Source organism: Candidatus Enterovibrio escicola (assembly GCF_002464935.1).
In the GTDB taxonomy this organism is placed as follows: Bacteria; Pseudomonadota; Gammaproteobacteria; order Enterobacterales; family Vibrionaceae; genus Enterovibrio; species Enterovibrio escicola.
In genome coordinates this window covers 47,946-60,480 of record NZ_NBYY01000015.1, presented here as the reverse complement: position 1 = coordinate 60,480, position 12,535 = coordinate 47,946, and the positions used below count along the sequence as shown (strand labels likewise).

Below are 12,535 nucleotides of genomic sequence, written 5' to 3'. Positions count from 1 at the left end.
TCTAAAGTTTCTTATCGTTGATGAAATCAGATCTTTACCATTTTGCAGAGCAAAAGCCAATTTAGGCTTCTATGTCATTATCAGTAAGCGTTCACCATAGGTGGCTTGGCTAGGTGTTTATGAGATTAAACACCTCGGGATAGGATTGCTTTCAGATCACCGATGACACTACATCGCTAATGACATCCTCTGTAGATAGCCCACGTTTTTTACAGGTTTTCACCATGGACAGAATATGTAAATGTAACTGTTCTCCTCAGTGAGAGCTGGTACCTAAGCCGAAAGGTTTTTCTTAAGATGAAATATTCGTCGTCGCCAGTCGATGTCGATGATTTTTCCTTGCTCATAGCGGTGCTGAATTCGGAATACCGCATGGCAAAGCAGATCAAGACGTTTGCCCATATGAGACGTTAAACCTCCACCGATGTACTCCGACATTTGTTGTAAATTGCGGGTGACATGTGCCAAACAGAACTGGTGGCGTGTATGATCCAGCGAGTTATAACTACCACCTTGGTTGGTTACCACTATCGTGTGGCACTTTTCATCCTGCATTGCCTTTGTTGTTTCCGCGTTACGATGATAACGAATGGTCTGATATACCACATCACTGCCACTGAAGAGCTAACCTCATTGGTTAGCCGCTTTCCCATTTCGTTTGTGCGTTGTTTCATCTATATGAATAACAGCAAATTATTTTACATGGTAATGAAGCGCCTGATGCAACGGCGTTAACATATTACTGACTCCTCCTTGGGCTTCACTAATCAGTCCAATAGAAAAATGCGTACCGTATTGATCCATAAAAAGGCGCTGTATTTTGCAGATACTCAGGTGATATTGGCCAGATAAAACGGTAATGTGGCTAAGTAGTCGAGGATCTAACTGACCTGATGGGGCGTCATCGAGCAAATTGGCTCGGACAGTATGGTTACAGTGCTGGTACCGACCATGGAATAACTGATATTCAGTAATATCCAACGATGATTTTGCTCACTCAAAGACTTGATGACGATGGGTAGACTCTGTATTCGGAACAACATTCCCACTGGATAGGATACAACAAGTATCTGGCTGACAACACGCAATGGAATCAGTTTCTTTGAGTTCACTTACTAGTCTTTTTTATTCCTGATGGCTAGGCTGAGCGCCCACCTAATTTCGGCTGTGAGGGTGTTGATCTTTTTTCGTTCGTCCTTTGCTGCGGGGAAGTCTGATGAGGGAGAGAGTGATGAGTTCCGTGAATTAGCAGACAACCTATCTTCATCCTCACGAAGCTTGTTCCATGATTTACGGATGAGTGCGTTGGTTTGCTCTGAGCCCAATTGTTCCACCGTGGGTGGTTTATTTCCAAAATTCTTCTTTTGCATGAAGCTAGTTTGGCAGGCTGAGAATATCACCTAATAGGAAATTGTCGATCAGGAGATGATCATCACTTATTGCTTTTCAATGGGGGACTGGTGAACGATTAACATTACCAAGCGTTATGAACAAGGAAATATCATTATGACTAGTAACTTACCGATCTCATAATAATCGAATGTGTTCACCCATGATACAACCTTTACAGTGCCATTCCTTGAGTGGCTATTACATCACTTACATATCGTTTATTTCTTATGTGAAGCTCAGGTTTATTAACCTAAAGATAAAAAGATATGAAGTGTAGTCCCTGTGATCCTAGACACCTGAAATAAGTAAAATTAATTATGTGGGAGATTAATTTTAGATCAGCGATTGCGTTATAAAGTGGGACAATCTTGAATCGGCGTTGATACTAGATAATAAGTGTTATAGTTGTTATTTACATTCAGGTCTACCGTACTCCATTTTTGAGTAAAGTCGTTTTCTGCAACAGGGTTGCAATACTATTGTGTCAGATTCCGTATAAAATAGCTTAACGTACTATTTACTATTGGCTTCTATGTCAAAGTTTCTAGCTATTGATAAGAGCCACTAGGTAGGAATGAGGGGAATGCAGTACCGATTTAATACGTAGCCTTGTCGACTGCCATCCAGATATAGTGGAGCAATATCTTTTCTGGAGGTGTCTTTTATATCAAAAATATCATTTGATATTGCTTATTGAATAACTTTCTAGAATACTTATATTTTAGAGAAATAATCTATTTGGAGTTGTGTGTGGCAGAAGAAACTATATTCAGTAAGATCATTCGTAAAGAAATCCCTGCTGACGTGGTTTATCAAGATGATCTCGTGACAGCATTCCGAGATATCACTCCCATCGCACCTCACCATCTTCTGATTATCCCTAATAAGTTAATTCCAACAATAAATGACCTTGAAGAGGATGACGAAGCGGCGATGGGGCGCATGTTTACAGTTGCACGTAAGCTTGCGAAAGAAGAAGGTATTGATAAAGATGGTTACCGCTTAATTATTAATTGCAATGCGCATGGTGGCCAAGAGATATATCATGTTCACATGCACTTGGTGGGTGGCCGTCTTTTAGGGTCGATGCTAATTGGGTAACGTATTCTCAGCTAGATTGTATATTCAATCAGTAAGTTCTCAGACAAGAACCCTAGTTTTTTTATTTCACTTAGTAATTTCCACCACATACACTATATGTGGTGGGGCTAAAGGCATGTCCTATGCACTTCTCTTGTTGTTCTTGTCTCATACTGGATTAGTAGATCGCTGCTGTGGTGGAGTTTGTCAACAGATGATTTGATTACTTTCCTATTAAGTTCTTTAAATGTTGGGTATCGTTTCCTACGAAAGATCATAGCTCATCTACTTCACATATAAGCCTCACTGCCTGTACATCAAAAAGGAATGTGGTTACACAGCGTGGTTTAAGTTGTTTCAAACTCTGATAACCGTATGAATGCTGATGTATAATACTCGAAAGGAATCAAGACCACATATGGTTTCTGATAGAAACTTACTAAGTGAAAGAACAAATTAATGCAAGAGCAAAAATCTTTGGAGCTAGAAGCTCGCATGATACAGCGTAAAAAAGAAATTTTAACGCTGAATTGATGAAAATAGATATGAAACTTCTGACTTACCCTCGCCCGATAGGGCGAGGGTTCTTATCTTGCTATAAGAACAATTTCTAGTTCAACACGCTTTTACTAGATAACCTCTTGCGATGTTATCCCTGATCTAGTCGCGGATATTTAACGTCATTGCTTCATGTACAAATCCACAACAGCTACAACGCTTTGATCTTGGGAAAAAGCGATCTACCTCTGCGATAGTGCGCCTTGCCCATTCAGCTTTGTACTTGAGTTGGCGAAGGAACTCGCTCCAACTCTCATCAGCGATATGTTTTGCTAGTTTTACATTGCAGATCATGTTTTTCGCTTGTAGCTCTTCAACAAAAATAATTTTGTTTTCGTTAATGAGTTTGTGAGACAACTTGTAAAAGTAGTCTAATCGACTATCGGCAATTTTTGAATGTAGACGGGCTACTTTTTGCCGTATCTTGCTGCGATTTTTACTGCCTTTCTTTTTCTTGGCTAGTTGATATTGTAGGTATGCCAGTTTGTTTTATAGTGTTTTGTATGGCGGGGCTTATCGACTTTTTTTTACCGATATTAGTGATGAACAGGTTCTTTAAACCCAAATCAATACCAACCAACTTAGCAGTTACAGGCATTGATTTAGGTTCGAATTCATAAAGTATCACCCAGCTTTATCTTTTAAAGTTGTGATTGCACTTGGTAGTTTGCGTGACCTGCAAATATCAAGTAGTTCTTTTGATTTTGCAATGAATAGCTGACTATTGAGATAGTTAAAGGCTGCTATGGTTAGTCGGATAGATTGCTTGTCATTTTTTGATTTGAAATGCAGATACGTGGTGAGGTTTTCCCAGAAGTTTTTAAATTCTTCTTATTGATTACGTATAATCTGCTAGAAGATAACGCTGGATACCTCTTTTAGCCATTCAAACTTGAATTTCAAAGGCACTAGGTGTTTGTCCAATACTGAATGAGCAATAGATTCACCGCGCTCATAGTACGCATCAGTGCGGTATTTTAGAAAGTAATTTCAGATAAAACGACGACAGCCAAACGATTTTACTAGTAGTTAGGTTTGCTGCATAAGTTGGATAGAATCTTTCTTTATATTCTAGTTTCATGTTGCATATTTTACAGAAATTATTACCTATTGGGAAGGTACCTCTTCTCGGTATGTGCTTATATCTCCGCCTATATTGGGCGAGGTTTTACGCACTTAGCGGATAATTGCAGGTAAAAGTGCAGAGGCAATTGCTACCCAGGTTGCAAATATGCTTTGTTGCATGTGTTCTAATTGATCAGTTATGTCTGCTGCCATTTCCTCCGCGATTCTTAAGCCCTTATCTTTTTCCAATTCGGCAATAGATATTTTCAAGCCGTTTGTGTTTTGCATTAATAGGTTCAGCATTGATGTTGCTTCTTGTGTGCCAAATGCTTTGGAAAGTTCGGCCGACTCAGCAATGGAAATAACGTCACTGTAACGTGCTTTTAATATATTAAAAGTGTCTACAATTGGTAGCAATTTGTGTTGCGAATCTAAGAAGTTAATATTTATCGCGTGTTGCACTTTTGAAATCCCCGACAAGAAAGTTCGGTATTTCGTGCCTGAGACACTACCGGACATCGTTGCTTTCAAAGTACCGAGAACACCAATTTGTTCACTCATGCTCACACCAACTACCGTTGCTGATGCCCCCTCTGATGTGAATCCCTCCGACATTTCAGATTGAGTAGTTTTGAATATTTTAATAACTTTAGCTGTTTGACTGCCTAGCATATTCACCCAACAATTAATTTTCTCCACTGTGTTCTATCTGGAACCTTTGGGACTTTAACGGTAATGTCGCCGAGTTTAGTTTGTAGGTGCCGCTCAGGTAAATGACCATTGCAAACCACTTCCTGCTTTCCATTAGCTTGAAGTGATGTAAAATTATTGAAAAAGGATTGAATCTTGGCTTCTATAGCTTGAGTGAACAACTGCTGTACGCCTTGTTTTAGCAGTTCATTAAGGGGGGTCTAGTTTATGAAGATCGGTAACGTTATGATTGTTGTCGATGCGGTGTATTCCTTGTTGGTTGTTAATCAGGCAATATCAATCAACAGGTTACACCGAATTATCTCTTATCCATACACCAGAAATCACTATATCTTGATGCAGTTACGTTTGCATTAATTGGCGACGAAACCTATAATCATCATACTGATAGTATTGAATCACCAGTACATAAGATTTACGCGTTACTTGATGAGGATGGCAACTTTACAAAATAGGATTTATATAACTATTTGATTAACAGAGGGCTTGAGCGCGCCATGTTCTCTAATAGAGATCTGTGTTTAATCAACTTAAGTATCAGATTTGGATGATCAAGGATTTAAAGAGATTTTCGCTTTTGTTCGTCAAGCGCAATAGGCGCTCCTAGCTGGTAATAATGAACCAGATAAAATTAATTCTTAACTAAGAAGTTGAACGTAAAAATGAGGCTTAAGGGAAACCATGGCATTACGGGGCTTGTGATGTTGTTTTTGTTGTTATTCTTGGAATTTATCATGTAGTTTATGAGGAAATAATTGAGTGTAAACTGTCCATCTTATATTTAAGTTTCTATGACCAGTATCCTGCACAACTTCTTCAATACTATAACTTTTTTCTAATAATCGATTTGCCATCTCTCGTCTTAAATCGTGATACTTCAAATTAGCTATGTTTAGTTTGTTTCTAACTCGGTGAAATGGAAAAGTGACACTACTTTGTGTTATACTGGGATAGCAACTCTTGCTCATTACTCTGTTTTATTACAATATCAAATGCTCCACCAAGTAACGGTGGCTATAATGTGATTACCTTGTTTTTTCAGAAGATTTTTTCTATTGCGAACAAATATTATTTTATGGTCTTGATTTAAATCCTCCCGTCTTAAAAAACATACCTCGCTAATGCGCATGTCACTTAATATGCTCAAGTTTAGAATATGAGTAAGAGGAATTATATTAGCGTGATGCTCTTGTCATTTAGCAAGTGTAGCTCTTAGCTTTTTTAACTCAGCATCGGTAGGCCTTCTTGTTCGTTTTTCCAATTAATTACATATCACTTAGTAGTGCGAATGCTTCATCAAAAATTAAAACATTTATATATATATTAAATATAGGCTTTGTTTTTTTCATTATAGCCTTTACGTAGGATCTATCGTGAGAAATCGTTGCAAGTTTCAGCTCCTGAGCTACGTCTATTGCGACAATGAGTAATTAACTTGAGCTGAGTATAAAAAATGAACTAAATGTCAAAGTCTTGACCTGATCGTTTAAAAACTATTGACTGCATAAGAACTTGAACATGAGTAACTTAGACACTGTTCTCGTCGATGTCGACGACTTCTGCCAGACTTTCCTCCCTGCATGGTAAAAATACCCAATTTCTTCCGGTGTCAAACAAAAAAACAAGTCTTCTCGCCTCTCAGTTAGCTAAGTGATGACGATAGTGATCGCTTTCCATCAATCTTGGTATCGAGACTTTAAAACTTATTACATCCACTTTGTTTGCCGCTACCTCATCAACGAATGTCCTGAATGAGTCAGCTACACGCGAAGGCTCAAGCTCATGCAAGGTGTTTTGGTTCCGCTTTGTTCTTACCTCACTCACCTGTCAGGCAAGGCCAAAATGGATTGCCTTCGTTGATTCGTCCAAGTTACAGGTTTATCACAACCTACGCATTTTTAGATATCAGGTTTTTAAAGGTACCTCGAAGCGAGGAAAAGGAACGATAGAGTGGTTTTACGGCTTCAAATTACACCTTATTATCAATGAGTAAGGTGGTATGATCTCACTCAAAGTAACGATGGCTAACGTGGATGATAGGAAGCCTGTGTTGGAAATGGCTGACGAGCTTAGTGGGTGTTTATACGGAGATAAAGGTTATATCTCTGATCCATTGGAGCGGGAACTTGCAAATAAGGGAGTGACACTGATAACGGGTGTGAAAAAACATGAAATCCAAAGTGATGAAACTTTGGAACTACCTGATGATCCGAAAATAATCTATTATAGAAACCGTTTTTGATCAACTAAAAAACATATCCAAAATCGAGTATTCTCGGTACCGTAGCAGCGTCAACTTTATGGTCGACTTGCTGGCGGGGTTTATCGCGTATTCATTTCAACCAAAGAAGCCGAACATCAAGATGACTAGGTTTAATAAGCAAACACTTATGCAGATTTGAGGTTAATTAAGTATTTCATTTTCAATTCGTTTGTGTATATTCTTGCGATCTTACAATTTCTTAGCAGTTTGATGCAGCAACGCTTTGTTCGTCCATTTTTATTAAATAGATCCCTAGCATTGATATAGGTATCGATTAACTTCCCAATCGTACACGTATGCCGAGTGTTCAGTCCGTTTGCTTCTAAGTCTGTAACTCTATTTTTACCATACGTGGTAGCGAGCACCTTTTTTTTGAATGTCTTATTTTTGAGGTGTAAAATCTTGCCGTATTTTTTGATAAAGACAGTCGACTTGTATCGTAAGTCGCTGTTATTTAATGTTCTTTGTTCTATATTGAAATAAGCCATGAATAAGATCCTTAGATCCCCTATTAGAAAAAGGATCTTTTAGGGGGTCTATAGCAAGCATTTATGATACTTTCAGATCATTTATAGGTACTTAAATTACATATGGAAAATCAACACATACAGATACATAACGGCATAACCAGTACTTATGGACTTAATAGATTTAGCGTTGCGCCGATGCTGAGTTGGACCGATCGGCATTGTCGCTATTTTCATCGAATCTTATCGAAACATGCCCTACTGCACACAGAAATGGTAACAACAGGCGCGATCATTTACGGCAAAGGGGATTTTCTTACATTTAATGATCAAGAACATCCTGTGGTGTTACAGTTGGGAGGTGCAAATCCTACTGATTTAGCGCATTGTGCCAAACTTGCAGCAGAGCTTGGCTATGACGAAATTAACCTGAATGTCGGTTGCCCGTCTGATCGAGTGAAAAACGGTAAGTTTGGTGCTTGCTTGATGGGTGAAGCAAATTTGGTTGCGCAGTGTGTGGCGGAAATGAAAGAAATGGTTGATATTCCGGTTACTGTGAAAACCCGTATTGGTATCGATGATCAAGACAGTTATGAATTTTTGGTTGATTTCGTGCGTACCGTGAGTGAGAAAGGCAATTGTAGTAACTTCACTATTCACGCACGTAAAGCATATTTATCAGGCTTGAGCACAAAAGAGAACCGCAAAATCCCAAAGCTGGATTACCCACGTGTATATCAACTTAAGAAAGATTTTCCCCATCTGACCATAGGTATTAACGGTTGTATTAATTCACTAGTTGAAGCGGAAAAACACCTGAAGTTTCTAGATGGTGTGATGATTGGCCGTAAAGCGTACCAAACCCCGTATTTGCTGACAGAAGTGGATCAGTATCTGTTTGGTAGCGATGCACCAATGATTAAACGATGCGACGCGGTGAAAGCCATGTTCCCATATATCGAATCGGAGTTGAGTAGTGGGACGTATCTTAACCATATCACCCGGCACATGCTGGGTTTGTTCCATACTCAGCCAGGTACTAGGCAGTGGCGTCGTTATATCAGTGAAAATGCGCACAAACCTAGCGCAGGTATCGAAGTGTTAGAAGCCGCATTGGCTAAAATCCAAGATGCGTTGAATGTTTAATATACCAAAATAACTTGAAAATGCTCAATTTCAGATATTGTGGTAATAGCAGTTATGCTTGTCCTGATATTTAACCTGATTTTCGTGTACGAAATGAACTAAATATCCAAGTCACGATCTGATCTTTTGCATCAAATTATCCATCACATAAGGACTATTATATGATTACTTTAAACGTTGTTCTCGCCGATATCGATGGATCTCTATTAGGTTTTCCTTTCTATTTTGGGAAAAACACGGTGTTGTTGATTAAATTAGGTCTATAACGCAGTGATCCCAATCTTTTTTACAGTCTTAATTTGTCTGTTAGCGAACAGACATACCGAGTCTTATAACTTTGTTCATCGCTTTTATATTTTCCAAGGTTCACTAACTTGAGCATTGTAATTACGAAGAGTGAGTTTAGGGTTTATCAACTGTTTATAGCGAAACATTGCTGTTTCTGCTAATGAGCGCTTGTGATAACCACTGTCCTTTTTTCATTCCGTCAGTTTGTCCTCTTTATAACGCCTTCACAGCCCCATTTATAGGATGATCTTCCTCCCAGTACTCCTCGTTGCTTCGAGGTGGAATAGTGGGCGTGATTTCTTGGTTCTTCAGTACGTGGTGACATGCTCTTGTGTCATCGGATCCATCAGCACTGACTTGCTCTATCTTTTGTCATAATGGGTTATATAATGTAGGTAAAACCTCATTGTCATCCACAGAAACTAGGCTAACTGCTGGAGCAATACTCTCATGAGTAGACACATCAACGGCAAGATGAAGTTTGCGTCAGATACGCCGTTTATCCTTACCGTGTTTACAGGTTTTCCATTCACCTTCATCGTATATTTTTAGGTTGTGGCATCAATGTAACAACTGAATTGAGAAAGCCTTTTAATCCACGAAGTGGGAATTTAAAAATATATTTCACCATTAGTGCCGTTTCAATCAAGGTATCCAAAAATATAAACCCACGGTCACGATAACCGTGATGCTTTAGACAATGGCATACCTTAATAGCAGCGACGTCTGTCCAAAAAGTCACTGAGCCATGCTTTACTAATGTTTGATTATATTCTTTCCAGTTGCTGATCTTGTGCTTGCTCTTTCCCATTATAACCTCCGACTTAACTCCAGGATGATCTGATTGTAGGAATTGTGATTAGTTCAGATATTAGGGAAACAACCCCGAAAAATACTGGACTTCAGGTGCCAAGGCAAGAAATAGACCTGCTCGCCTTTCAATCAGTGGAGTCATGACTATTATTGTATCTTTTCATCAATCTTAGTTTCTTGACTTTAAAATGTATTACATACAACTTGTTTACTGATCCTAACAGGTGAATTCCCTAATTTCTCGGCTATAAACGGATGTTTAGGTTGATGCAAAGTGCTTTGGTTTCACTTTTTATTATCTGGTTTACGACCAAGCCAAGCTTACGGGTATCGCGTCAGGTGATTCAACAAGCTACAGTTCCATCATAATCTACGTATTTTACGGTCTTGAGTGTTTGATGGGGTGGTTAAATGAAGTGAAGAGGCCGATGGGATTGTTCTATAGCTATAAACTGCATCTTATTACCAACGATCACGGTAGTATCATTTCGGTAAAGGTAACAACAACCAATGTTGATGATAAAAAGTCGTGCCTGATAATCTATGGAGATCCATCTATGGAAATAGGGAGCCTGCATCCAGATGATAACAACGACGCTTATAGTTTAGCGTAGATGAAGCCAACTATCTAAAGTAACCTCAGATCTGCATAAGCGCTTACTTATGCAGATCTGAGGTTAACAACAACTATTTCCATGAAATACGCTAGTTTTGTACGGCATACTTTAAGAGGCTTTGCTATAGTCTTTCCAATATAAGTTTATAACCGTTAGGTGGAGTTATCTGAATGAAAAAATCATACCTTTATATTGTGGCGATAGCAGTGGTTGGTATATTCTCAATGCGTGCACACTCGGCAATGCTTCTAGGGGCGAAAGTTGGTGTTGATACTTGGTATTCCGATAGTACAATCAACGACATACGCACTAATGATGCAAATAATCAGTTTTCTTACTATGTCGCATTAGAGCATTTTATTCCTCTTATTCCTAACGTAAAAGTGCGTCATTCTAGTATGCAATCAATGAAATTCAACACTGATTTTAATCAGATGGATTTTATCGCGTATTACGAAATTCTGGATAACAATCTGATCTCATTTGATGTCGGTCTGAACCTACAATCTTTTAATGGTCGTTTTAATGGGCAGAAGTTCAATGAATGGCAACCAAACATTTACAGTGAAGTACGTCTTGGCATTCCAGCAACGTCAATTTCACTGTTCGGTAGCTTAAGCTTTGGTAGCTACGATAAAACAACTACAGTTGATGGTGAAGTGGGTACGATGTTCACCTTAGGTGTTGCCGCAGCTGATCTGAACTTCAAAACGGGTTATCGTATTCAGGATTACGATTTTAATTACTTTGGCACAAACAAAGGGAAATTTATGAATGATGGCTTTTTCTGTGGAATTGAGTTCAACTTCTAACTACCTAATAGTAGGTAGTAGGTGTGATAAAAGATCGCGATTTGTCACTGTTTATGTGTGTCGTTGACTCTGGCAGAAGTCGTCGGTATCGATGAAAATAGAGTTTAAGTTATTCATGACCAAGCCCTTATGCAGGCGATAGTTTTTTAACGGTCAGATCATGACTTTGGCATTTAGTTTATTTCTTATGCGTAACTCAGGTTAATTGTGGTCTACAATCATGAATGAGGAAATAATCGGATGAGACTTTCCCCATGATATTTGATACTTTAATGGATACACTCAATCACTCGTAGAGTGATCTTTCACCCTCAGGGCGGCTCTTGAAGCGGCGATGTAGCCACATATACTGTTCTGGTGCACGCAAAATAGAACGCTCAATAAATTTGTTAGTGTAGGTGGCTGCTGCGGCCTCATCGTTATATGGAAAAGCGGCCATTGGTGGATCTAACGTTAGTGTATATCCCGTGCCTTTTCGGTCACGTGTAATCGTGAATGTCATGACATCTGCTTTACCTGCGGATGCTAATAAGTGAGTCCCCGTGGTAGTGCAGGCCTTTTCTACTGCAAACAGGGGTGCCCACGCATAACGATGGCATCCGTAGTCGTGGTCAGGTGCATACCAAAGTAGACCACCTTCACGCAGAATCTTCACCATTCGTTTTACGTCAAAACGATCGATAGCACCATTATCTTGGGTTCTTCCTCGGTATTGAATCCAGTCATAGACGGGATTGCTATTAGCACGGTACACACCGAATCCTGACGTGTGGGTGCCAAATGCTCTTGCACCTAGTTCGAGGTTCAGTGAATGAACTGCGATGATCAGAACGCCTTTCTTTTTCGCTTTAATCGCGTCTAGCTGCTCGAAACCAATATACTTAACATGTTTCTTGATACGCCAATCCGGCCAAAACCATGCCATACAGGTTTCAAATAATGCTAAACCTATGTGCTTAGAATTTTCTTTCAGCATAACTTTGCGTTCACCTACTGTCATTTCTGGGAAGCAAAGCTGAAGGTTACGCTCGGCGATGTTTCGCCTGTTTTTAAGAAAATGCATGATCAGTAGTCCAAACTTTTGGCCTAAGAGACGTAGCACTCGGTATGGCAGCCAACTGATGAGGAACATCAAACTAACACCAATCCAAGTATGAAAATACTTTGGATGGAGGAAAGACCATTTAAATGTTGGTGCTTCCAATATTTGACTCATGATCGTTATGTGTTTCCTAAAAAGGCAGAAAACGAGGGCGGTATTTTATACCCAAATGACCCTAAGATTCATTTTCCTTCTAAAATTGATTGGTTTTATCATAAAAA

The 12,535-nt window shown here is 39.2% G+C and carries 12 protein-coding genes and 4 pseudogenes; 6 read left to right on the top strand and 10 right to left on the bottom strand.

From position 1 onward, the window contains the following. Positions 1–151 precede the first annotated feature (151 nt). A pseudogene (locus BTN49_RS06490) lies at positions 152–1,370 on the bottom strand (IS66 family transposase). Between the two features lie 772 nt (positions 1,371–2,142). Between BTN49_RS06490 and BTN49_RS06485 the strand changes: the two are divergent. Next, a complete protein-coding gene (locus BTN49_RS06485) occupies positions 2,143–2,493 on the top strand; it encodes an HIT domain-containing protein (protein WP_097356506.1) in 351 nt (116 codons plus the stop codon). Positions 2,494–2,600: 107 nt separating this feature from the next. On the opposite strand, the gene BTN49_RS20700 is transcribed toward BTN49_RS06485, so the two are convergent. The 6 genes and pseudogenes from BTN49_RS20700 to BTN49_RS06460 all read right to left on the bottom strand — a co-directional run bounded on the left by BTN49_RS20700 (position 2,601) and on the right by BTN49_RS06460 (position 4,967). Beyond that, positions 2,601–2,750 (bottom strand): hypothetical protein, encoded by a 150-nt coding sequence (locus BTN49_RS20700; protein ID WP_369073712.1) that lies wholly within the window; start codon positions 2,748–2,750, stop codon positions 2,601–2,603. After that, a pseudogene (locus tag BTN49_RS20695) lies at positions 2,750–2,871 on the bottom strand (IS1 family transposase); the annotation flags it as partial. The gene BTN49_RS20700 and the pseudogene BTN49_RS20695, both read right to left, overlap by 1 nt. Before the next feature lie 261 nt (positions 2,872–3,132). Next, entirely contained in the window at positions 3,133–3,513 is a 381-nt protein-coding gene (locus BTN49_RS06480) for an RNA-guided endonuclease TnpB family protein (protein ID WP_097356505.1), read from the bottom strand. Beyond that, the gene (locus BTN49_RS06475) at positions 3,467–3,658 is read right to left on the bottom strand and encodes a hypothetical protein (protein ID WP_097356504.1); all 192 of its coding nucleotides are present in this window, start codon (positions 3,656–3,658) and stop codon (positions 3,467–3,469) included. The genes BTN49_RS06480 and BTN49_RS06475 overlap by 47 nt, the downstream gene beginning before the upstream one ends. 548 nt (positions 3,659–4,206) lie before the next feature. Continuing rightward, positions 4,207–4,794, bottom strand: coding sequence for a phage tail tape measure protein (locus BTN49_RS06465; protein WP_223823771.1), 588 nt, complete (start codon positions 4,792–4,794; stop codon positions 4,207–4,209). After that, entirely contained in the window at positions 4,770–4,967 is a 198-nt protein-coding gene (locus BTN49_RS06460) for a hypothetical protein (protein WP_097356502.1), read from the bottom strand. The genes BTN49_RS06465 and BTN49_RS06460 overlap by 25 nt, the downstream gene beginning before the upstream one ends. 46 nt (positions 4,968–5,013) lie before the next feature. Here BTN49_RS06460 and BTN49_RS13980 point away from each other — a divergent pair, with 46 nt between their 5' ends. Next, positions 5,014–5,163 (top strand): hypothetical protein, encoded by a 150-nt coding sequence (locus BTN49_RS13980; RefSeq protein WP_158523658.1) that lies wholly within the window; start codon positions 5,014–5,016, stop codon positions 5,161–5,163. Positions 5,164–5,522: 359 nt separating this feature from the next. Here BTN49_RS13980 and BTN49_RS19670 read toward each other — a convergent pair whose 3' ends face one another. Continuing rightward, on the bottom strand, positions 5,523–5,774 hold the full coding sequence (locus BTN49_RS19670; RefSeq protein WP_317845703.1) for a tyrosine-type recombinase/integrase: 252 nt from the start codon (positions 5,772–5,774) through the stop codon (positions 5,523–5,525). A gap of 550 nt (positions 5,775–6,324) precedes the next feature. Between BTN49_RS19670 and BTN49_RS22165 the strand changes: the two are divergent. Both BTN49_RS22165 and dusA read left to right on the top strand, forming a co-directional pair. After that, positions 6,325–7,208: pseudogene (locus BTN49_RS22165) on the top strand (IS982 family transposase). 451 nt (positions 7,209–7,659) lie between these two features. Next, a complete protein-coding gene (dusA, locus tag BTN49_RS06440) occupies positions 7,660–8,682 on the top strand; it encodes a tRNA dihydrouridine(20/20a) synthase DusA (protein WP_097356500.1) in 1,023 nt (340 codons plus the stop codon). Between the two features lie 306 nt (positions 8,683–8,988). Here dusA and BTN49_RS06435 read toward each other — a convergent pair. Further along, positions 8,989–9,781, bottom strand: a pseudogene (locus BTN49_RS06435) (IS5 family transposase). A 301-nt stretch (positions 9,782–10,082) separates the two neighbouring features. On the opposite strand from BTN49_RS06435, the gene BTN49_RS06430 reads away from it, so the two are divergent. Further along, a complete protein-coding gene (locus tag BTN49_RS06430; protein ID WP_097356499.1) occupies positions 10,083–10,397 on the top strand; it encodes a transposase in 315 nt (104 codons plus the stop codon). A gap of 173 nt (positions 10,398–10,570) precedes the next feature. Further along, positions 10,571–11,212, top strand: a complete 642-nt coding sequence (locus BTN49_RS06425; protein ID WP_097356498.1) for a TIGR04219 family outer membrane beta-barrel protein — start codon at positions 10,571–10,573, stop codon at positions 11,210–11,212. 286 nt (positions 11,213–11,498) lie between these two features. On the opposite strand, the gene lpxL is transcribed toward BTN49_RS06425, so the two are convergent. Next, positions 11,499–12,428, bottom strand: a complete 930-nt coding sequence (gene lpxL / locus BTN49_RS06420) for an LpxL/LpxP family Kdo(2)-lipid IV(A) lauroyl/palmitoleoyl acyltransferase (RefSeq protein WP_097356497.1) — start codon at positions 12,426–12,428, stop codon at positions 11,499–11,501. Positions 12,429–12,535 lie beyond the last annotated feature (107 nt).

What these genes read in the sequence shown, in the direction of transcription:
- BTN49_RS20700 (WP_369073712.1), bottom strand. Translation starts at nt 2,750, where the DNA reads ATGATCTTTCGTAGGAAACGATACCCAACATTTAAAGAACTTAATAGG.
- BTN49_RS13980 (WP_158523658.1), top strand. Translation starts at nt 5,014, where the DNA reads ATGAAGATCGGTAACGTTATGATTGTTGTCGATGCGGTGTATTCCTTG.
- BTN49_RS19670 (WP_317845703.1), bottom strand. Translation starts at nt 5,774, where the DNA reads ATGAGCAAGAGTTGCTATCCCAGTATAACACAAAGTAGTGTCACTTTT.
- dusA (WP_097356500.1), top strand. Translation starts at nt 7,660, where the DNA reads ATGGAAAATCAACACATACAGATACATAACGGCATAACCAGTACTTAT.
- BTN49_RS06425 (WP_097356498.1), top strand. Translation starts at nt 10,571, where the DNA reads ATGAAAAAATCATACCTTTATATTGTGGCGATAGCAGTGGTTGGTATA.
- lpxL (WP_097356497.1), bottom strand. Translation starts at nt 12,428, where the DNA reads ATGAGTCAAATATTGGAAGCACCAACATTTAAATGGTCTTTCCTCCAT.